Annotated in this window: 22 protein-coding genes; 15 read left to right on the top strand and 7 right to left on the bottom strand. The window is 37.1% G+C overall.

Annotation, left to right across the window (positions count from 1 at the left end; translation table 11 throughout):
- Positions 1–157: 157 nt before the first annotated feature.
- The 3 genes from GZH82_RS11800 to efeO are packed head-to-tail and all read right to left on the bottom strand — an operon-like array spanning position 158 to position 3,928.
- Entirely contained in the window at positions 158–1,870 is a 1,713-nt protein-coding gene (locus tag GZH82_RS11800; protein WP_162682654.1) for an FTR1 family protein, read from the bottom strand.
- On the bottom strand, positions 1,851–3,077 hold the full coding sequence (efeB, locus tag GZH82_RS11795) for an iron uptake transporter deferrochelatase/peroxidase subunit (RefSeq protein WP_162682653.1): 1,227 nt from the start codon (positions 3,075–3,077) through the stop codon (positions 1,851–1,853). Before efeB ends, GZH82_RS11800 begins: the two co-directional genes overlap by 20 nt.
- Positions 3,074–3,928, bottom strand: coding sequence for an iron uptake system protein EfeO (gene efeO / locus GZH82_RS11790; protein ID WP_162682652.1), 855 nt, complete (start codon positions 3,926–3,928; stop codon positions 3,074–3,076). Before efeO ends, efeB begins: the two co-directional genes overlap by 4 nt.
- 776 nt (positions 3,929–4,704) lie before the next feature.
- Here efeO and GZH82_RS11785 point away from each other — a divergent pair.
- From GZH82_RS11785 to GZH82_RS11760, 6 genes are all read left to right on the top strand, one after another.
- Positions 4,705–5,586, top strand: a complete 882-nt coding sequence (locus GZH82_RS11785) for an ABC transporter substrate-binding protein (protein ID WP_162682651.1) — start codon at positions 4,705–4,707, stop codon at positions 5,584–5,586.
- Entirely contained in the window at positions 5,576–6,526 is a 951-nt protein-coding gene (locus GZH82_RS11780) for a FecCD family ABC transporter permease (protein WP_162682650.1), read from the top strand. The genes GZH82_RS11785 and GZH82_RS11780 overlap by 11 nt, the downstream gene beginning before the upstream one ends.
- Positions 6,527–6,582: 56 nt before the next feature.
- Positions 6,583–7,287, top strand: coding sequence for an HAD family hydrolase (locus GZH82_RS11775; protein ID WP_162682649.1), 705 nt, complete (start codon positions 6,583–6,585; stop codon positions 7,285–7,287).
- Positions 7,287–8,087, top strand: a complete 801-nt coding sequence (locus GZH82_RS11770; RefSeq protein WP_162682648.1) for an alpha/beta fold hydrolase — start codon at positions 7,287–7,289, stop codon at positions 8,085–8,087. Before GZH82_RS11775 ends, GZH82_RS11770 begins: the two co-directional genes overlap by 1 nt.
- Positions 8,088–8,178: 91 nt before the next feature.
- Complete coding sequence (locus GZH82_RS11765; RefSeq protein ID WP_162682647.1) at positions 8,179–8,682, top strand: SA0570 family protein; 504 nt, start codon at positions 8,179–8,181, stop codon at positions 8,680–8,682.
- A gap of 88 nt (positions 8,683–8,770) precedes the next feature.
- The gene (locus tag GZH82_RS11760; RefSeq protein ID WP_162682646.1) at positions 8,771–9,487 is read left to right on the top strand and encodes a hypothetical protein; all 717 of its coding nucleotides are present in this window, start codon (positions 8,771–8,773) and stop codon (positions 9,485–9,487) included.
- A 216-nt stretch (positions 9,488–9,703) separates the two neighbouring features.
- Here the strand turns inward: GZH82_RS11760 and sarA are convergent, their stop codons facing one another.
- Complete coding sequence (gene sarA / locus GZH82_RS11755) at positions 9,704–10,075, bottom strand: global transcriptional regulator SarA (protein WP_014614657.1); 372 nt, start codon at positions 10,073–10,075, stop codon at positions 9,704–9,706.
- A 1,473-nt stretch (positions 10,076–11,548) separates the two neighbouring features.
- The gene (locus GZH82_RS11750) at positions 11,549–12,478 is read right to left on the bottom strand and encodes a DMT family transporter (RefSeq protein ID WP_162682645.1); all 930 of its coding nucleotides are present in this window, start codon (positions 12,476–12,478) and stop codon (positions 11,549–11,551) included.
- A 212-nt stretch (positions 12,479–12,690) separates the two neighbouring features.
- On the opposite strand from GZH82_RS11750, the gene GZH82_RS11745 reads away from it, so the two are divergent.
- Complete coding sequence (locus tag GZH82_RS11745; RefSeq protein ID WP_162682644.1) at positions 12,691–12,960, top strand: hypothetical protein; 270 nt, start codon at positions 12,691–12,693, stop codon at positions 12,958–12,960.
- A gap of 263 nt (positions 12,961–13,223) precedes the next feature.
- Here the strand turns inward: GZH82_RS11745 and GZH82_RS11740 are convergent, their stop codons facing one another.
- Entirely contained in the window at positions 13,224–13,439 is a 216-nt protein-coding gene (locus GZH82_RS11740) for a DUF2922 domain-containing protein (RefSeq protein WP_162682643.1), read from the bottom strand.
- A 15-nt stretch (positions 13,440–13,454) separates the two neighbouring features.
- A complete protein-coding gene (gene sroA, locus GZH82_RS11735) occupies positions 13,455–13,658 on the bottom strand; it encodes a sigS mRNA-stabilizing protein SroA (RefSeq protein WP_162682642.1) in 204 nt (67 codons plus the stop codon).
- Positions 13,659–13,800: 142 nt separating this feature from the next.
- Here sroA and GZH82_RS11730 point away from each other — a divergent pair, with 142 nt between their 5' ends.
- From GZH82_RS11730 to GZH82_RS11695, 8 genes are read left to right on the top strand one after another with little or no spacing between them, the layout of a single operon-like run.
- Positions 13,801–14,352, top strand: coding sequence for a tyrosine-type recombinase/integrase (locus GZH82_RS11730; protein WP_162682641.1), 552 nt, complete (start codon positions 13,801–13,803; stop codon positions 14,350–14,352).
- 24 nt (positions 14,353–14,376) lie between these two features.
- Positions 14,377–16,764, top strand: a complete 2,388-nt coding sequence (locus tag GZH82_RS11725; RefSeq protein ID WP_275401858.1) for a DUF4040 family protein — start codon at positions 14,377–14,379, stop codon at positions 16,762–16,764.
- Positions 16,751–17,176, top strand: coding sequence for a monovalent cation/H+ antiporter subunit B (locus GZH82_RS11720; RefSeq protein ID WP_162682640.1), 426 nt, complete (start codon positions 16,751–16,753; stop codon positions 17,174–17,176). The genes GZH82_RS11725 and GZH82_RS11720 overlap by 14 nt, the downstream gene beginning before the upstream one ends.
- Positions 17,173–17,517: a Na+/H+ antiporter Mnh2 subunit C gene (gene mnhC2, locus GZH82_RS11715; protein WP_162682639.1), complete on the top strand. Its 345-nt coding sequence runs from the start codon at positions 17,173–17,175 to the stop codon at positions 17,515–17,517. The genes GZH82_RS11720 and mnhC2 overlap by 4 nt, the downstream gene beginning before the upstream one ends.
- Complete coding sequence (locus GZH82_RS11710; RefSeq protein WP_162682638.1) at positions 17,510–19,009, top strand: Na+/H+ antiporter subunit D; 1,500 nt, start codon at positions 17,510–17,512, stop codon at positions 19,007–19,009. Before mnhC2 ends, GZH82_RS11710 begins: the two co-directional genes overlap by 8 nt.
- Positions 19,010–19,492, top strand: coding sequence for a Na+/H+ antiporter subunit E (locus GZH82_RS11705; protein WP_162682637.1), 483 nt, complete (start codon positions 19,010–19,012; stop codon positions 19,490–19,492).
- Positions 19,489–19,782, top strand: a complete 294-nt coding sequence (locus tag GZH82_RS11700) for a monovalent cation/H+ antiporter complex subunit F (protein WP_162682636.1) — start codon at positions 19,489–19,491, stop codon at positions 19,780–19,782. The genes GZH82_RS11705 and GZH82_RS11700 overlap by 4 nt, the downstream gene beginning before the upstream one ends.
- Positions 19,766–20,212: a Na+/H+ antiporter subunit G gene (locus tag GZH82_RS11695; RefSeq protein WP_162682635.1), complete on the top strand. Its 447-nt coding sequence runs from the start codon at positions 19,766–19,768 to the stop codon at positions 20,210–20,212. Before GZH82_RS11700 ends, GZH82_RS11695 begins: the two co-directional genes overlap by 17 nt.
- The last annotated feature ends 492 nt before the right edge of the window (positions 20,213–20,704 follow it).

Genomic DNA, 20,704 nt, shown 5'->3' with positions numbered 1-20,704 from the left:
TTTAGCGATACAAGTCATCATATGAATACATTTTAAACCAATAGATGTGCTATGAACTGACAACAATCATTTTTCTCAACGCATTATGGCAACCCGCTAAACATTTGCGTTAAAGAGGCTGCACATCTCTTTGCCTCAGCCTCTTAACAGATGACGATTACTTTTGCTTGCTTCTCATTGTATAAATGAGGACTACAAAAATAATGAAAACGGCTTGTACGACAATCGTCTCAACGGTTGGATAAAAACCAATCCAACTGAGTGTCGGCACATGTTCTAAACCGTGTCTTGGTATAATATTTAACAATTGTAATTTTTGAATGCTTATGCCAAGCATTTTGAATGCCATAACAAAGAGAATGAGTGATAAAAATTTGAAAATATAATAAATCGGAATCAGTTTGACGATAAAGCGATATAAGAATGCAAATATCGTTAAAATGATCAGTGCGTACACAATGCCGAGAATAAACTGTACGGCGGTAATGTTGCCGACCATACCCATGTAAAAGACGATGACTTCGACGCCTTCTCTTAATACGGTAATCAATCCGATGACACCGAGCAAGAGGAGGTTACGGTTTTGGATTGCGTTGTCATACATCGACTGCATCATAGCGTCCCAACGTTTCGCATTGGATCGTTGGTGCATCCAAATACCTACGATGTACATTAAGAATACAGCAACTAAGCCTAGAGTCGCTTCCATACCTTCGCGAAGCACGCCGCTATCGCCTAGTAAACGGATGAACAAGAATGCGAGCAACAGACTGATAATTAAACCAGCTACGGCACCACTGAGCACACTTGCTGTACCTTTTCTGTCTTTCATTTGACGCGTCATCGTTGTTAATGTCATCAGGATGAGTAACACTTCTAAGCCCTCACGTAAAAAGATCAGCATAACATCCCATGCAGTGTAGCCTTGTTGACCGACAGTTTCTGCGATATCTTGGTTGATTTCAGTCAATGATTTTTTCACATCTTCTTTGTTATGATCATCTAATATACTTTGATAGTAGGGGATGCGATTTTCGATTTTATTGTAAAGACTGAAGTTTTTTGTTTGAATTTGACCTTCAACATACGGCCAGACTTTGATAAATTGACTGAGAGATTGGTCGGCTTGATTTAAATCGCCTTTATCAATCGCTTGAATCGCTTTATCGAGATGTGTATTCAAGTCTGTCGCATGGTATTTCCCTTTATTTTGCGTTGTTGTCGCTTTGTCTGCTTGATCGATAGCTGTCTTAAAAGATTGCCAACGCGATTCAACCTTTTGCGTATTCAACGGTTCTTTTTCAATAGCGACCCTTAACTGCATTAAATAAACTTCAATTTGTCCATATTGGTCGACACTTTTATTTCTAATTACAGATTCGTGTTTAGTCCAAATGGAATTCAGTTCGCTATTAATTTGTCTTAATTTCTCTTGATCGTTCGCTTGAATCGCTTTTTCGATTGGTGCATGTTGTTGGTCAATTAAAGACTGTAGCGTTTTAATTTCTTCTGTATCATCTGATTTGTTGACTGTATTTTCATAAGCAATGAGTGACTTCGTTAATTCTGAAAGCTGGGTCGTTTGTTGTTCTGTAGAATCTGTTTGATTGAGTGCTTTCAAGGCGGATTGCACATGTTGTCCTTCTTTGGAATCATCAACATGCAATGCAGTCACTTGCTTGTTCACATGGTCAATACTTTGTTTTTTATCCTCATTTGATTTGTTTTTATCTTGTAATGTTGATTTGGCATCTGAAATAGCGACATACACATCACTAAAGTCCTTTCCCGCAGCATCGACATAAGGTGTTCGAACGACGCTTATCAACAATACAGCTATGATAAAGCATTTAACTAAATAGCGATTCACCTAAGTAACCTCCCTTTTTAACGCCTGGGAGAATTAAAAACAAGCCAGACCCTTTATGTGTAATATATTCATTTAATTTATCTACGGAGCCTAAACTATTTTGGATATCAATAAATTGTTGTGGATGCTTCTGGAATGAAATAAACAGTAGCCCTGCATCATAGTTTCCGGTTTTATCGTTCGTACCACGCATATAATTGTATGCGCGACGCAAAATTTCAGTATTTGCTTCTTTGGCTAAACGTGCATGAGCATCTTTCGGAATGACATACTCACCTTGTGCATCTTTCGCGTTTAAATCCATCTCATCAAATTCATCTTTTTTACCTAAAGGGGCACCTGATGCACGATGACGTCCGAAAGTCGCTTCTTGTTCTTCTAAAGCGGTGCGATCCCAAGTTTCGATATGAATTTGAATTTTTCTAAGTACACAATATGTACCATATGTCGCCCATCCATCATTGATAAACACATAGTTTTTGTAGGCTTTCGTATCACGCGGATTTTGTGTACCATCTTTAAAAGCCATTAAATTACGTGGTGTTTCTTTCCCTTTACCTGAAATAAAGCCTGTTTCTGACCATTTCACTTGAACGACATCGAGATACGGACGGATTAAGTTATGAATGGCATGAAAAGCAACTTGTGGGTCATCTGCACAAGCTTGAATGAAAATATCGCCACCTGTAATGTCTTTATCTAACTGATCATTTGGAAAGTGAGGTAAATCTTTAAATGAACGTGGTACTTTATTGTTAAGTCCCAATTTTTGTAAAAAGGATTTGCTGACACCAAAAGTAACCGTCAATTTGTTCGCATAGAGGCCCATCGCTTCACCCGTATCAACAGGTGGGAGTAGCGTGTTGTTTGTCGTCTTTCCAATCGCATCCCCGTGCATCATTTTTACTGTGCTCTCAGTCCAAGCTTTAAACATTTTTTGAATCGCAGCTTTATCTTTACTTTTTAAGTCTAATACTGCTAAATTAATGTTTTTTTGCGTTGGCGTGGTAATTCCTGGCTGTACTTTACCATAAAATTGATACGCTTGATCGGCTTCCTCTTCAGGGGTGTCGAACATTGATTTAAATGAAAAAAGGCTGCCCACACCACTCGCACCAATCGCAACACCTGCACCGCCAATTCCTAACATTTTAAGAAATGAACGTCTTGAATAAGTCGTTTCGTGATAGTTGTTTTGTTGTGTCATTCTGTAATCACTGCCATTTGGCTCAACGGTTCACCAAGCTCATTGACTGCGTGTGAGAGTTCTTTTTTCTGAGCGTCTGTTAATTCAGTGTATAAAATATAACCGTCGCCTTTTTTATATTGATCCAATAAGCCGTTCACTTTATCGAATTTTGATTTGATTTTTTCGCTTAAAGCTTTATCTTTTTTCTCTAAAGTAGGTTTAAAGAGTTCATAAATTTTTTCGGCACCTTCAATGTTCGCTTTGAAGTCATATAAATCTGTGTGAGAATAAATTTCTTCTTCACCAGTAATTTTAGAAGTTGAAATTTCGTTAAGTAAATCAACAGAACCTTGAAGCATTAATTTTGGTGTAATTTCCAATGTGTCCGCTTTAGCACGTAATTCTTTCGCGTCTTTTAACAATTGGTCGGCATCTTTTTTCGTTGTGTCAGTAATCATTTGATCTTCATATAAAGCTTTTTCGATTTTGTGATAGCCCGTCCATTCGTTTTCTTTTTTCTCTTCTTTTAAGTCAGCTAAACGCGCATCAATTTTAGGGTCTAAATCTCCAAATGACTCTGCGACAGGCTCAGAACGTTCATAGTGCATACGAACTTTGGCATACAATGATTTCGCTTTTTCCATGTCATCGTTTTTAATCGCTTGAACAAATGATTCAGTCCCAGTTAAGAATTGATTGAGTTCTTTGTCTGTATATTTTTTATATTCTTGTGTTGATTTTTCTAATGCCGCTTTATTTTCTGTATTGTTTTTAGATGATTGCTCCTTTGATTTGTCACCATTGTCTTGGTTGCCACATGCAGCGAACAGCAGTGATGATGCTAATAATACCGTAGTCAACTTTTTCATTTTTTCCACCTCATAGATATAATTGAGTCCTACCAATTGTAAACATTGTTTGTCATTATAAAACGTTGTATGTATGTCATCCTCTACAATGAAGCCCTTGGTATATGAAGAATAATGTTCTGAAAATCGTATATAATGATAAATGGTTTCTCTCAATTGATAATCATTTTCAATTAATTATATTCCGTTGTGTAAACACTGTCAATACAGTTTTTTAGCATATTTTATTAGATAGTATATTAAATATAAATTTTTGTTGTTATCGCTTTCATAAGGGGATGGGACATAAAAATTTTTTGATGCAGTATTCTTGTTTAACTTGCCCTCTCCCTACAATTTGTGTTTTTGATTGCCCTCATGGCTTCGCGTTTCCTAGGGACTGTCCCTTCAACTCAATTCGGCTTGATTGAAGCATACATGAGGTGGAAGCCGAATTGGATTTTGGGCGCAGTACAGAAATCTCATGTGCAACAAACATTTCGTAGTACTGCCCCTGCAAGGCTGACTAGACTTCTCAAAAGTATGCGAATTGAGAAGTTAGACAGTTACTACGATAAACAGTAACCACTATCAAAGTTACTAGACGTGATGTTATATTTTTACTTTCCTCTCAAGAGTCTCGGGGCTAGGACATTTAGTCACTCTTATCATGAAGTGAATGAAAATTTCTAATAAGGTGATTTTCAAAAATTTGCACAAAAAATTAATTTAAGACGCCAAAAATCAACGAAAAATGATAAGATAAACAAAATATGATGAAAAATGGGAGTGGAACGATGAAATTAAAATGGTACCCACCTGTGATAGTCATGGTTGTCTTCATGCTCGCGGGTTGTAATTTCAATGCAAATCAGTCGAAGGAGACGGGCAAATCTTCTGATAAAGGTCCGGAACGTATCATTTCATTAATGCCAAGTAATACAGAGATTTTATATGAACTCGGGCTAGGCGATAAGGTCGTAGGTGTTTCTACGGTAGATGATTATCCGAAAGCAGTGAAAGAGAAGCAGCAATTTGACGCGATGCAACTTAATAAGGAAGCGTTGATTAAAGCGCAACCGGATTTGATTTTAGCGCATGAATCACAGAAAGCATCTCAAGGTAAAGTGCTTGATAGTTTAGAAGAGAGTGGTATTCGTGTCGCATATGTCAAAGATGCCCATTCGATTGATGAAATGTATGAAACGTTTAATCAAATTGGAAAACTCACAGGAAGTGAACAACAAGCAGAAAAATTAGTGAAAGAAACGAAACATAACATTCAACAGGTGGTCGACACGATTCCGAAGCACAAAAAAGCACCTCACGTGTTCATTGAAATTACATCCGAACCAGAAATTTATACAGCGGGTAAAGGAACGTTTATGAATGACATGTTAAAGCAACTCCATGCACACAATGTCTTTGATGATACGGAAGGTTGGCCGAAAGTGTCTAAAGAACAAATCATTAAGAAAGATCCAGATGTGATGATTGCGACATCAGGTGTATCGACAGAGGATTATCGCAATGATGTACAGCAGCGTGGTGGTTTCGAGGAAGTTGAAGCGGTGAAAGATGACCGTGTTGTCGCTTTAAATGACGATATGTTATCACGTCCTGGACCACGTTTAGACGATGCGATGAAAATGTTGAGAGATGCTGTGTATGAAAAATAACGTAACGAAGTGCTTCATGAGCATCAGTGCATGGAGCCTTCTTTTAATGATTGTCTGTGCATACAGTTTATTCAGTCGATTAGAATGGCATACACCTTTGACAGAGACACTCATTATGGAGGTACGTCTTCCTAGAACGTTGCTCGCCTTGTTTGCAGGGATGGGGCTCACTTTAGCAGGACAAATGTTTCAAATCATCTTAAACAACCCACTTGCGGATAGTTTCACACTTGGACTGGCAAACGGTGCGACAGTGGGGACGGCACTTGCTGTACTTCTCGGGTTACCTTTTGTATGGATTGCCCCTTTAGCGATGGTGCTGGGTATGCTATCATTAGTCGTTGTGATAACTGTCGCTTACACGATTTCGAGAGGGTATCCGACACGCGCGCTTATTCTAGCCGGGATATTAATCGGTTCGTTATTGAATGCAGTGCTGTTTTTACTCGTACAATTCAATCCTAAACGGCTTCAAAATATTGTGGCGTATATGTTTGGAGGATTTGGAGCTGCTGAATATCGGGAAGCGGTCGTTGTGATGTGCGTTTTTGTCATTATCACATTTATCCTCATTATGTTAGTCCCGAAAATTAAATTACTGCAAATGAACACGCTCTCTAGTGCCGCATTAGGGCTTCATGTCGAGCGCTTATCGGTGACTGTATTAATATTAGTGACAGTGCTGTCTACAGTCATTATCGGCTTTGTAGGGGTGATTGGTTTTATTGGGATGGTCATTCCACAATTTGTGCATCGCATGAGTCGAGGGACATTACCTTTTAAAATGACTTTAAATATTTTAATTGGTGGAACAGTGATGGTATTGGCCGATATTTTAGGTGGACAATTACTGGACCCTATTCAACTGCCAGCAAGTGTCGTCTTAGCTATTTTAGGGATTCCACTCATGTTTTATCTCATGATAGTTGAACGTTATTAAGCAATTGACTAATATAGTATTATATGAATTTTAAAGAATAAGTAATGAGGTATACCATGGACTTAACAAACATTAAAGCAATTATATTTGATTTAGAGGGAACGTTGTTAGACCGACAAAAATCACGTGAAAAATTTATTGAAGAGCAATACGAACGTTTTCATGATTATTTAGTACGTGTACAAGCCTCAGACTTTCGCAAAAAATTTATCGAACTTGATGACGACGAAGATCATGATAAACCCGATTTGTATAAAGAAATCATCAAGCAATTTAATATTGATCGTTTAACATGGAAAGATTTATTTAACGACTTTGAAATGCATTTCTATCGCTACGTTTTTCCATTTCATGATACGACCTATACTTTGCAAAAACTGAAAGAAGCGGATTATAAAATTGGTGTTATCGCAAATGGAAAATCTAAAATTAAACGTTATCGTGTCTATGCGCTAGGTATCGAATCTTATGTGACACATTTGACCACTTCAGAAATGGTGGGCTTTCGAAAACCGCATCCACGTATATATGAAGAAATTATTGAGAAATTAGACGTCGTACCAGAAGAGGTGGTGTATGTCGGCGATGATGCGTTGAATGACGTGGCGCCTGCTCGAGCAATGGGCATGGTCAGCGTCTGGTATCGTCACGGTGAAAGGGAAGATGAGGTCATTCCTTTAGAATCAGAAATGGATTTTGAAATTACAACACTGGAAGAATTATTAGATATTTTAAACATCGAACGGGAGGCTGAAAAATAATGCATTTATTTAGAACATCAGATGGGACAGCATTGAATTATCGCTCAATGGGGAAAGGTTATCCGATTGTGATGGTACATTCGGTTTATATGAATCATACGGTATTTGAAGATATTGCGAAACGTTTGTCACGCTATTTTCAAGTGATTTTAGTCGACTTGAGAGGGCACGGTTACTCTGACAAACCGTTAGCGATTGATTTTCATGATTATAGTCAAGATTTAAAAGAATTGATGGAGTTTTTGTACATCGAATGTGCGACGTTTATCGCGATTGAAATGGGGAGTGCGGTGGCATTAGACCTCGTTCAACGTGATCCAAAGAAAGTATCAGAACTCATTTTAATCAATCCAACTGTCTCTGGAGAAGGATTGCCACATGAACGATTGTTCCGTAAATACGCTGAAGCGATTCGAACTTGGAGCGATACAGAACAAGATAAGTTTTTAGAAAAGCATTTATACTATGCTAAAGGAAAAGTACGTAAGTTTCTTAAAAGTGTCAATGACTCTGCAGCTTTATTAACAGATTATGAGAAAAATGCAGTGGATCAATCGTTCACAGATTTTGTACTAGGTGAACCATTGTCTGAAGTGCAAGTGCGCACACTCGTGATTGCAGGTGTGACGAATGGACGAATTGCACCGAATGAATCTGAAAATATTGCTGAGTTGATGCCGAATGCGACGTACGAATTATTTAAAAAGTCAGGCGTATATCCATTTGTAGAAGAAAAGGAAAAATTCCTCAAAACAGTGAAGAATTTCATGCAAAGAACGACGCATAATATGGACCTGTAACCGTTTTGTAATATAACTGTTATTTTATTGCAATTTAGGGTATGATGATAATAAGCACAAAAAAGAGAGACAAAAGAGGAGCGTGTGCCCTATGAAAAAACTAGTCAGTGCAATGTTGGTAACAGGACTTACATTTTTGGGTATTTATGCAGGTACAGCAGATGCGATGTCAGGGAATACATTAGAATCAGTGAAATCGTTACAACACGGCGATCGTACAGTAGAAGGTGTGACAATTGGCGAACAGATGAATGACGTATTTCGAGACAAAGGCCATGGGATTCATACGAAAGAAGCATACGGTCATCATCATTATTATGAGATTCATACTAAAGACGGTGTGATGATTGTGACTGCGAGTGGCGCGGGTCGACATGCGAAAGTGACACGTGTAAGTATGATTTACAATAAACTGAACGGTCCGAAGTATCAAGAGGTGAAGAATCAAGTGAGCACACGTGCGATTAAACGTGAACATCATAACAATGTCACAGGTGGTAGCGGTTATATTTCAGATGGCAAAGTGTCATACCAATTTGCCTCTTCTACTCCAAAAGATCAAACATTGAAGCTCTATCGCATTGATGTAGAGTGATGTACGACTCAACTGAACAAACGGAAGCGTCTACACGCCACGTCTCACTTCTGATATAATGGTGCTATCAAATGAGACGGAGGATTTTATGAGACCTAATGATCGGACTTTACTGGAGAATGTAGAAGATTACTTTACGCATAAAGGTGTATCTCCAAGTTTAATCGACGACGTTAAAGAAAATTTGAGAAAAGATACTCAAAAATCAGAAGCGGAAGATAAAGACTATATCGAATATCGTCAAAAATCTCCGGCTGAAATTATATTAACAATACAAAAAAACTTATTTATATTACAGTTCAACCCAGTCGTATTTTTTATCATTAACTTTATTTTAATTTCATCGCTCTATGACAAGCAACTGGTACCTTTCGGTGCTGCAACAGGTTTATCACTGGTGTATATGCTTGTCATGTTGCCGATATCGATTATTATATATACGCGCATCATGCATAAAAATTATCTGTATCGCAATAAAATAGAGAGTTATGCAGGGGGTGCTTTAGCGGTTTTCGCCCTCGTACTCATTTTAATGAATGCATTTGATTTGAACTTAGGTATTCATGTTGTGACGCATTATGCACATATCGCGATTGCAGTGATTGGCGTGATCGTTACAAGCTTTGGATTGTATAAAAAGTATTTAGAATACACGGGAATTGGCTTATTATTACTACAAAAGACCATTGATGTTATTGTTGCTGATGATCAGGCGGCTCAGCTCATTTCCATTGCGATTTGGGTCATGATTTTAGTGTTGATTATTTTCTATACGATTGAATTGTCAGCAAGTAAGCGAACATAAATAGAATCAAAGCAATATTAAATACCCTTTCGAAGTGCGTATCATTAAGAAATGTAACTTGGAAAGGGTATTTTTTGTATGGGTTAAATGGAACAATATAAAAAAGTAAAACCACTCGTTGTAGTCGTACAAAAAGACAACGAGTGGTTTTACTTTACACTTGCACGTATGCTAAATAAGCCCCATACGCTTCATGATTCATGCTTTGTCACAAAATTACTGTGGTCGAATATCTGTAGATTTGATTGTTTCATTAACGCGGTCTAATAAAGCGTTAATTTTTTCACGTTGCTGATCGTTAATTAAAATAAGTACTGTACGTTCGTCGTTTTCATTACGGCGTTTATCGAAATATCCTTCTTGAGATAAGTTTTTAACAGCTTTCACGACTTGCGGTTGTTTATAGTTTAAGTTGTTAATGATATCTTTTAAATAATATTCCTCTTCTATTCTATAGCTTAAGTGTGTTAAAACTGCGAACTCTTCAAAACTAATTTTAAATTCCTTTTTAATCACACTTTTTAATCTATCAGCGTATGTCACCATAGATAATAACTCAAAACAATCTTTGACTCTTGTAACAGCCATACTCATAACCTCCCATATATATTACCCTTAAACGTGTTTTGAAATATAATACACGATATATTACATTTCAATAAAATCCCGTTAACACCTTATATTATAGCAAATGAAGTGTATATAACACCACCAAAACGCACTAGTATAAATATTAATATATTTAATTGGAACGGAAATATTTAACATATTATATCTAATAGGCATGCATTTGTAAAATAAGACACGCCAACGTTTTACAACATTATAATGATCATAATCAATATTCGAAGTGAGCACAATAAGTTGTCATATATGGTCATTGATCTATAATTTGCAATTAAATAACTAGAATAACGCAAAAAAGAATTTAATGTTGTGCTTAACTTGGTTCTAAAATATTTGCATTGGGATTCCTAACAACTTTTCCACCAATAAAAACACCTTTATTAATTAAAAGTTGCTTATTTATTTTATCATAATTTATTATGCATTTGATGAATTTACAGTTTTTACATATAACTAAAAATGGCTGATTCGATAATATTTAAGCTGGTAATATGATATAGGAAAGTTCAATTTTGAGGTTAAAATTAATTCAAATTGGTAACTACTTAGGGGATGAAATAATATTTTGATATGTGGAATAGGACTTTCTTTGAATAGCAAGATAGGTTTGGAATGTTGACAACTAAAGTCTTTATAAAGATTGTATAGATGAGAAGTCCCGTTCATAATCGTTTGTATTTCGCTGTAAGGATAGTAAAAAATATCTTAAATCTAAAATGTAATTTATTGTGATTTTGAATAAAATTTAGAGCGAATTAGAAAATTGGTACTAGTGAAAATTTTATGCAATTGCACAATGATAAAGATGGAGGTGATCATTGTAGCCTTAGTGGCTAGCTGATTCAACTCATTTTCAGTAAAAGGGATGTAAATGATGTTAAGTTTTGTTGTAGATGATTGGCTAAAGCTATATCGTATACGATTTGAGGATAATAAAAAATAGGTGAGTTTGACCTGTGTAAACGAAATAATGATATAGCTACTAAAAATGAACAGTTGTACAGCCTATTCTAAGCTACTACCATGTCGGCTTTATAGTGACTTTCAAATGACGGGTGTTTTTTGAAAATATACAAATAAGTATACAGTATAAATAAACAGATAAGTAAAAATAATGCGAAATAAAAAATTGGAATATTTCTTGACATGATGACGACTCAATGCTTTGTTATATATCGTATATATACATACGATTCTTTTTAATTTTCATAAAAATTTGACATATTTAATTAGAAATCACAGCATTATATATATTCTTTTTGTATTAACATGCATTTTATTGTGGTATAAAATAATTAGGAGTTACATATATTGTAATTCTCAGCATATTTAGGTAATAAAATGACACAAATGCGTGTAAAAAATAAAAAGTGTCTTCAAAAAAATGCATGATTCATACACTTTAGAGAAGACTTTTGATAAAATAGCGTGTACTTAGTTGAACTGAATGATAATAATCGCAATCATAATGAGCACAAAACCTAATAAGCGTTGTTTCGTAATATGACGATGCGGTACACCGAATAGTCCGAAATGATCGATGAGTAAGCCCATAATAATTTGTCCTACCATCACTGTAATAAGTGTGAAAGTGACACCAATCACAGGCGTTAAAATAATATTTGTTGTGACGAAAATGACACCTAAAGCCCCGCCAACAAAATGCCACCATTTCAATGGGCCATGCTGCTCAGAGGTTGCATGAATTTTAACGTGTCTGTGTAGAGTGAGCGTCAAAATAATGAGCGCTGATGCCCCTACTGTAAATGAAACTAAAGAGGCGAAGAATGGTGAATGGAGCGTTTGGCCTAAATGACTATTGATTGCTGTTTGAATGGGCGGCGTAAAACCAATAATCATACCGACAAGCATCCATGGACCATTGTGACCAGTTTGTGCTAATTGCTTAGCGTTCTTTTGAAGATTCATCAAAATAATACCGATGAGCAATAACACAATCCCGAGGACTTTCATCAAGTGTAACGTTTGAACATCTACATTGAACCAACCGAACGTATCAATCAATACACTCATCAAAATTTGACCAGTAATCGTTGTCACAACGGTCAACGAAGCGCCAATACGTGGTAACAAAATCATATTACCTGTTAAATAAATAATGCCCATTAACCCGCCAACATACCAGTAATAATCAAAATGATAATGTCCGAAAGCTTCTGCAGTCAGTAGGTGTGGATTGAGTATAAAATTGAGCATCACGAGTAACAATGTTCCGACCGTAAATGAAATGGCAGAAGCATATAAAGAGGATTGCGTGTACCGGCTTAGCCTGGAATTGATGGAAGTCTGTACAGGAATGACAGCACCAGCCACTAACCCTAAAATCAGTAAGAGTGAAAGCATAATCAACCATCCTTTTGTTTAATTGTGTTATTATTATAGCAAAATGTCTATGTGATAGTGCTATGTTTGATTGCAAACAATTTCACAGGAAGACATACAGGATGAAGGATGTCGTTTGAAACCTATTGATTATTATAAGGCGATAATAAAATATAGTAAATCTTGCATGTGAAAATGTATGATCATCATTGGTAACCACACCATGACTAAGAATGAAGTTAAAGGAAAGTTGTGATATTTTGAAGGAACATGAAATCGTACGTGTGATTGATGAGCATCTCTTTTTTATTAATGTTAATGCGTCATCAAAGCTTGAAGAGGGGCAGTATGTTGAAGTGCTTAATCCTTTTAAATTTTATAAAACGTTAGCACGTATTGATGAAGTATACGAAAAATATGCGATCTGTCAAAAGCTTGGGAAGTATAAGGTTTTTTATGGTGATGAAGTGAGAATTCGTCCGAACTATCAACCTAATGTGTGAATATAAGGATTAAGAAAGTAGCAAGATATCAAATTTTTGATAGTCCGAAATGATGTGCCTCTTAAATTTTTGTGTCAATTCATCCGAAGCTACCTAATATTAATTTCAACTTACAAAGACTGGGAATATCTCTCGGTCTTTTTTATTTGTACGTATTCGGATTTGAAATCAAGGGTATACCGATAGATTCATACAATCTCATCATATAGACGCAAAAAGACCAGGATATTTAGACATCCTGGCCACTTCAATCATGTTACATATTAAAACAACACAATGACAGATTTATCAATGACTTGAGCGCCTGCAACTTTAACTACAGGGCCATGAATCGTTTTCAATACATTTAATGCCACTAACTTTTCTGCTTCCTCTTGAACTAATTCTTTTGTGATTGGCCCCTTAATGTTAGGCAAACTTAATTTGAAAGTTTTTTGCAATGCGTCTAAAAAAGTGATTTCTAAAGTTTTAACGTTCATCGTACTTGCTCCTTTTTATTGAATATTTTCTGATGTCATTAATTCAATTGCGTCATACTGCTCGCCAGTCAACTTTTCAATAATTTGACTGAAAGCTTTTAAGTCCTCGTGTGAAGCGTCCGTTTTTAACTGTGTAAATCGACGTGATGCTTTCTTAGGTTTTCCCTCTGCTGATGTTGTTGTTTGCGTCAGAATAAGTGTTAAGTGATTGATGTTCATGTTTCTGACCTCCTTTCACTTTATATATCGAAATCCAACGCTAAAAATCACACCCCTAATGAGAAAAAATTTTGCGAAAGTTGTTTAATGTTACTTAAATGTAGTTTATAATTAAATAAGAAACATAAGGGAGGGAAAACGAGTGAATTGCGTGGATCCAATTCGTGAAACGAGAGATATTCATAGGATGTATGATTTTTTACAATCCCATTCAATGCGTGATTATTTGTTTTTTAAGTTTGCGATTCACACTGGCGTTAAGTTAGTGGAATTGTTAAATTTAAGCGTCGGTCAAGTGATGAATGATGGTGGCACTGTCATTGAGAAATGGGATGTGTCTCAAAATCAGGAGGTTGGTGTGCGTATCCCGGACAATTTAAGAGAAGAGTTAAAGGCGTATATCGATGCTGAGGCGTTAATCAAGACGGACTTATTATTTCGCTCTAAACGGACACAAAAAGGACTGAGTCGACAACAAGCATATCGCATTATTAACACAGCGGCACAACAATTAGGTATCGAACATATCGGCTTAACGACTTTGAGAAAAACTTTTGCCTACCACGCGTATCAATCAGGCATTTCTATTTCAATGATTCAAAAGTATCTCGGGCACCAAACGTCGCATGAAACGATGAAATTTATCGGTGTGTCTAAAAAAGAAATGGATACGACAATCGCTTTAAACTTATAAAAATAGAGAAAAGGAGGCGTGCTGATGCTCAGTGGTTTGTTACTTATTTTGACTGTTATTATGGGTGCACTTGTCATCTCAATGCAATGGCAGACGAAACGTTTACCGCATTGGATTGCGATGCTTGCACCTGTAATGTCATCAATTGTGTTTATTTTTTATGCTCCTCAAGTGTTAAATCATCAGCAAATCGTTGAAACAATTCAATGGTTCCCTGCACTAGATATTAACCTCATTTTGCGTTTAGACGGACTTGGTCTATTCTTTGCGCTACTGATTTCACTCATAGGTGTGGCAGTATTTTTCTATGCGACACGCTATTTATCACACCAACATGACGATTTACCTCGTTTTTATTTGTATCTTGTCTTATTTATGTTCAGTATGTTGGGCATTGTGCTTTCCGATAATACCATCATTCTTTATATATTTTGGGAATTGACGAGCGTGTCATCATTTTTATTAATTAGTTATTGGTATGATACTTCAGAAAGTCAAAAAGGGGCAGTGACGTCCTTTATGGTGACGGTCTTTGGCGGTTTGGCCATGCTCGTTGGATTTATCATGTTGTATTTTGTCACAGGAACGAATGTAATCAGTGAACAGCTGAGTCAACGTCATGACATTGCAGCACATCCATTATTTATACCAATCATGTTGATGCTGTTGCTAGGTGCGTTTACGAAATCCGCACAGTGGCCTTTTCATTTTTGGTTACCGAAAGCGATGGCAGCTCCAACGCCAGTGAGTGCTTATTTACATTCTGCGACAATGGTAAAAGCAGGTATCTACTTGTTACTCCGCTATACGATGTTGCTTGGATTGAGTGATGCATACAGTTATTTGGTGACAGGTGTGGGCTTACTCACAATGATTTTCGGTTCGATGACTGCGCTTAAACAATATGATTTGAAAGGGATTCTCGCTTATTCCACTATTAGTCAGCTCGGGATGATCATGTCGATGGTCGGCCTCGGTGGCGGTATTGCACAAGCGACAGACACGCATATGATTGAAATGTATGCCTATGTGCTGTTTGCGGCGATTTTTCATTTGTTCAATCATGCATTGTTTAAAGGTACATTATTCATGGGTGTCGGCTTAATTGATCACGAAACAGGCACTCGTGATATTCGAGAGCTCGGTGGTTTGAGACGTCGTTTACCTGTGACAATGGTTGTCATGTTTGTTGCTTCATTAGCGATGGCAGGGGTGCCATTGTTTAACGGCTTCATCAGTAAAGAGATGTTTTTCGAAAGTTTAATAGAAGCACATCATTTAAGCGCGTTTAATGTTCCACTCATGATTGTGATTGCATTGGTCGGATGGTTGGCAAGTATTTTTACGTTCATTTACGCCTTGCATTTAATTAAAACGACCTTTTTCGGAGAGGTACGTGTAGAACGTCATGTGCATGAACCGCGTGCGATGATTTTACCAGCGACCGTATTGGCATGTTGTTTACCCTTCATCTTTATCGTGCCACAGTGGGTCGGTACACATATCATTGAGCCAGCTTTTAGAGGAGTGGTACACTCGGAGGCTATCGTTCAAACGGCACCACATCTCGCACAATGGCATGGCTTTAACTTGCCGTTGTTGATGAGTGTGACGGTCATTGTTTTAGGTATCATCGGTGTGTTCTTAGTTGATCGTGTACGCACACGCTTTTTATCGTCTAAAGAAAGTGCATTATCAGTGGAAAACATTTTCCGTACATCATGCCAGTCTATGGAAAGTGCTTCAAGTTATGGTTTACGTCATTTAATGAACAATCGATTGAATTCATACATTATAGTAACGCTACTCATTTATTTTGCTATCAATGTATACGGCTTAATACGTGCGGGTGTACCAGAACTTTACGATATCGAAGTGACGGATTACCATATTTTCCACATCCTTTTACTCGTTACCATTATGTTGATTGGTTTTGCGCTCATTTTTATTCGTCAACGTTTAACGATGGTCATTTTGACGGGCGGTATTGGTTACATTGTCACATTATTTTTCATTTTAATGCGCGCACCAGACTTAGCATTGACGCAATTAGTGACTGAAACGATTACGACTGTGCTATTTATTGTCAGCTTTTCAAGACTCCCAAACGTGCCACGGGGTCAATTTAACATTAAAAAAGAAGTGGTTAAAATCGCGGTATCACTCATTACAGCCATTACTGTCGTTGGCTTAGTATTTACGATTCAACAAGCGAGCGCGTTAGAAACCATTTCTGTGTTTTACCATGATGCGTATGAAAAGTCAGGCGGTAAAAATATCGTGAATGCGATTTTAGGAGACTTCAGAGCACTCGACACGTTAGCAGAAGGTTTAGTGTTGATTATTGCGGGCTTAGGTATTTACACGTTACTTAACTATAAAGATAGGAGAGGTCAAGATGAGAGAGAATGATTTAGTCCTTAAAACAGTCACGCGTATTGTCATATTCATCATTTTGACATTCGGTTTTTACCTCTTCTTGGCGGGTCATAACAATCCAGGAGGCGGCTTTATTGCGGGATTAATTTTAAGTTCTGCATTTATTTTAATGTTTTTAGCTTTTGATGTCGCTCAAGTGTTAGACGCGCTGCCAATCGACTTTAGAAAGTTAATGATTATCGGTGCCTTAGTATCTTTAACGACTGCGATTGTTCCCGTGTTTTTCGGCAAAAATATTTTGTATCAGGCCGATTGGTATGTCAAATTCCCGTATTTTGGTGAAGTGCATATTTCTACTATTATGTTTTTTGAAGCGGGCATCACATTAAGTGTTGTTGGCGTCGTTGTCACAACCATTCTATCGTTGAGTGGAGGGAAATCATGAATATTATATTACTCATCATCATCGGATTTTTAGTTTTTATCGGCACATATATGGTGTTATCGAAAAACTTAATACGTATCGTGATCGGTATTGCAATTTTTACACATGCGGGTAATTTAATCATTATGAGTATGGGAGAGTATACACCTCAAAAAACCGAACCGTTAATTGTGGGGAGTAATCAAAATTTTGTCGACCCATTGTTACAAGCGATTGTGTTAACAGCGATTGTCATTGGTTTTGCGATTACGGCCTTTTTACTCGTGTTAGTATATCGTACGTTTAAAGTGACGAAAGAAGATGAAATTGATGTTTTGACTGGAGGTGAAGAAGATGAATGACAATTTATTAGCCGTTCCAATTCTTGTGCCTCTCATATGCGCTTTATTTCTAGTGATTTTGCATCGACAAGTGCGTTTATCTCGACGTATTGCATTAGGTGCGCTATTGATTTCGTTTATCGTCTCTTTAATGATGTTAATCGATGTCATGAAACACGGCCCGATGACATTAGACTTTGGTGATTGGCCAGCCCCGTTTGGCATTCAATACGTGGGAGATCCTTTAAGTCTTATATTAGTGACGACAACCTTTTTAGTCGTTTTCATGATTGTTGCATTCGGCTTTGGACGTGGGGAAAAACGTGCCAGTCGCTACTATTTACTACCCTTTATTTTATTTTTAACTACAGGTGTCGTCGGTTCATTTTTAACGGCTGACTTATTCAATTTATATGTCATGTTTGAAATTATGTTATTGGCGTCATTTGTACTCGTCACACTGGGTCAATCTGTAGAACAACTTCGTGCGAGTATCATTTATGTCGTCTTAAATGTGATAGGATCTTGGTTTTTCCTAGTTGGGATTGGCTTGTTGTATCGCCAAATCGGGACGTTGAACTTCACACATATTGCGATAAGAATTCAAGAGTTACATGATCCAACCGCAATTCATTTAGTCGCGATGTCATTCATTGTCGCATTTGGTTCGAAAGCCGCGTTAGTGCTATTTATGTGGTTGCCTAAAGCGTATGCGGTATTGAATCCAGAACTTGCCGCGTTGTTTGCTTCATTAATGACAAAAGTAGGCGCCTATGCACTAATTCGATTCTTTACCCTTATTTTTAATCAGAGCGGTGACATTGTCGAACCGTTACTCATTGTTATGGCTTGTCTGACGATGCTCATCGGGGCGATTGGTACAGTTGCGTATAAAGACATTAAAAAAATTGCTGCGTATCAGGTCGTCTTATCGATTGGTTTCGTCATATTTGGTCTCGGAACGCATACATTTTATGGCGTTAATGGAGCGATATTTTATTTAGTCAATGACATGATTGTTAAAGCGTTATTGTTTTTCATTATTGGTATCATCGTTTATACGACAGGTTATCGTCAATATCGTCATTTAAAAGGGCTCGCCAAAAAAGAACCATGGCTCGGTGTAGCGTTTATTGTGGTTACATTAGCTATTGGAGGTGTGCCGCCGCTAAGTGGTTTTCCCGGGAAATTATTGATTTTCATGGGTGCGATTCAACATCAACATTATATCGGCTTAACATTGATGATTTTAACGAGTTTAATCGGGATGTTTAGTTTATTCCGCGTCTTCTTTTATATGTATGCTGGCAATGATGTCAAAGGTGCAGAAATGGATTATAAACCGATTAGAGCGAATCGTAAGGCCATCGTCATGTTTATGACAGGTGTCACTTTAGCAATGGGTCTTTTTGCGCCAATGATTTATAAAGTGACTGAACAAGCGACAGATTTATCAATGGACATTCATCAATATGAAAAAATGGTGAATCCAGAACTGCGAGGTGGCAGTTAGATGAGACAAATTGGTTTAAATGTAATGATTGCATTTTTGTGGGTGCTATTCCAAGATGAAGATGCATTTCGACTCACGACGTTTGTGACTGGTTACATTATCGGTATCGTAGTCATCTATGTTGTGCATAAATTTTTCGATCAAGAATTTTATCCGAAAAAAATATGGGTGTCTATTAAGTTTCTAGCCGTTTATTTATATCAATTATTGACGGCAACGATTTCAATTACGAATTACGTCCTTTTCAAAACGAATCAAATGGATCCAGGATTAGTCACATATGAAACACAATTAGATAAAGATTGGGAAATTACGTTTTTAACGATTCTCATCATTATTACGCCGGGATCAACAGTTATTCGTGTGAATCGTGAACCGAGCATTTTCTTAATTCATGCGATTGATACGACTGAAAAAGAGAAAAAGAGCTTACTTAAAAGTATTAAACAATATGAGGAATTAATCGTGGAGGTGACGAAATGATTGAGCAATTAACGCAATTCTTTTTATCAAGCGCATTAGTGATTTTTGCAATTTCGTTAGTCGTCGTATTATTTCGTCTTGTCAAAGGACCAACCACTGCAGATCGTGTTGTCGCTTTTGATGCCATTAGTGCGATTTTAATGTCGACAGTAGGGGTGCTCAGTCTATTATTTGAAACATTTTCATTTTTAGATTCAGTATTGCTCATTGCGATCATTTCATTTTTAAGCTCGGTCACAATTTCCCGTTTTATCGAAGGAGGTAATGTCTTTCATGGCGATGACAAATGATATCATTGAACTTTTAGCAGCCTTTCTTGTATTCGCGGGAAGTCTTATCGCATTAGTAAGTGCCATTGGTTTAGTCCGATTTAGAGACGTGTTTTTACGGATTCATGCCGCGACCAAAGCTTCGACTGCATCAGTACTGTTAACACTCGTCGGCGTATTCATTTACTTTATCATTGCACAAGGTTATTACAGTGTACGGACATTGTTAGCATTAGTATTTATTAACATTACTGCACCAGTGGGCGGTCATCTCATCTCAAGAGCCGCATATCGTACAGGTGCTTACATGTATCAAAAAAATGCCGCTCAACAAAATACAGATTTGAATAAAGAACATTTGGACGAAGAAGCCAAACGTCAAATCCGTATCGAAAAACGTGCCAAACGCCGTAAACGTATCTATTCACGGTTAGATAAAGACGATGCTTAGTTGAAATATACAAAAATACCCCTCTCTGTGAATATGTATTTTTATTGTTGCCATCATGGCTTCGCTTTCCGAGGCGCTGAAGCTTCAATTCAATTTGCCTAAGATTGATAAATAAAGAAGAAGGCAAATTGGATTTTCCGCTTCAGCTATTGCCTCAGAAGTCTTAGCCTGATTGGCAATTTGCAAGAGCAACAAGGGCGAATTTTTGGAATGAAATATATTGTTATCTTAAGTTTGCAATTTTAATATTATCGTGTACGTATCAAAAGATAAAACCCTCTCTCTATGAATAAGAAGTCGAAACTTTTATTTCATAGAGAAAGGGATTTTATCATTCTATTTTGGTTGAGATGGAGGTCTCATTTAAAATTGCTGGAATCAGCCCTTGCTTTCAGTGTAGTTGTCATCGTATGGATTACAAATCTGGACGAGACTCCTGAGGGATCAGACGCAGCCGAAAATCCAATTCGGCCTCCATCCAGTGTGCATTTT

It is taken from the genome of Staphylococcus sp. MI 10-1553 (assembly GCF_010365305.1).
Classification (GTDB): Bacteria; Bacillota; Bacilli; order Staphylococcales; family Staphylococcaceae; genus Staphylococcus.
This window is presented reverse-complemented; position numbering and strand designations above follow the sequence as displayed.

Coding starts and splice junctions, on each gene's coding strand:
- efeB (WP_162682653.1), bottom strand. CDS start 3,077: ATGACACAACAAAACAACTATCACGAAACGACTTATTCAAGACGTTCA.
- efeO (WP_162682652.1), bottom strand. CDS start 3,928: ATGAAAAAGTTGACTACGGTATTATTAGCATCATCACTGCTGTTCGCT.
- GZH82_RS11785 (WP_162682651.1), top strand. CDS start 4,705: ATGAAATTAAAATGGTACCCACCTGTGATAGTCATGGTTGTCTTCATG.
- GZH82_RS11780 (WP_162682650.1), top strand. CDS start 5,576: ATGAAAAATAACGTAACGAAGTGCTTCATGAGCATCAGTGCATGGAGC.
- GZH82_RS11775 (WP_162682649.1), top strand. CDS start 6,583: ATGGACTTAACAAACATTAAAGCAATTATATTTGATTTAGAGGGAACG.
- GZH82_RS11770 (WP_162682648.1), top strand. CDS start 7,287: ATGCATTTATTTAGAACATCAGATGGGACAGCATTGAATTATCGCTCA.
- GZH82_RS11765 (WP_162682647.1), top strand. CDS start 8,179: ATGAAAAAACTAGTCAGTGCAATGTTGGTAACAGGACTTACATTTTTG.
- GZH82_RS11760 (WP_162682646.1), top strand. CDS start 8,771: ATGAGACCTAATGATCGGACTTTACTGGAGAATGTAGAAGATTACTTT.
- sarA (WP_014614657.1), bottom strand. CDS start 10,075: ATGGCTGTTACAAGAGTCAAAGATTGTTTTGAGTTATTATCTATGGTG.
- GZH82_RS11750 (WP_162682645.1), bottom strand. CDS start 12,478: ATGCTTTCACTCTTACTGATTTTAGGGTTAGTGGCTGGTGCTGTCATT.
- GZH82_RS11745 (WP_162682644.1), top strand. CDS start 12,691: ATGAAGTTAAAGGAAAGTTGTGATATTTTGAAGGAACATGAAATCGTA.
- GZH82_RS11740 (WP_162682643.1), bottom strand. CDS start 13,439: ATGAACGTTAAAACTTTAGAAATCACTTTTTTAGACGCATTGCAAAAA.
- sroA (WP_162682642.1), bottom strand. CDS start 13,658: ATGAACATCAATCACTTAACACTTATTCTGACGCAAACAACAACATCA.
- GZH82_RS11725 (WP_275401858.1), top strand. CDS start 14,377: ATGCTCAGTGGTTTGTTACTTATTTTGACTGTTATTATGGGTGCACTT.
- GZH82_RS11720 (WP_162682640.1), top strand. CDS start 16,751: ATGAGAGAGAATGATTTAGTCCTTAAAACAGTCACGCGTATTGTCATA.
- mnhC2 (WP_162682639.1), top strand. CDS start 17,173: ATGAATATTATATTACTCATCATCATCGGATTTTTAGTTTTTATCGGC.
- GZH82_RS11710 (WP_162682638.1), top strand. CDS start 17,510: ATGAATGACAATTTATTAGCCGTTCCAATTCTTGTGCCTCTCATATGC.
- GZH82_RS11705 (WP_162682637.1), top strand. CDS start 19,010: ATGAGACAAATTGGTTTAAATGTAATGATTGCATTTTTGTGGGTGCTA.
- GZH82_RS11700 (WP_162682636.1), top strand. CDS start 19,489: ATGATTGAGCAATTAACGCAATTCTTTTTATCAAGCGCATTAGTGATT.
- GZH82_RS11695 (WP_162682635.1), top strand. CDS start 19,766: ATGGCGATGACAAATGATATCATTGAACTTTTAGCAGCCTTTCTTGTA.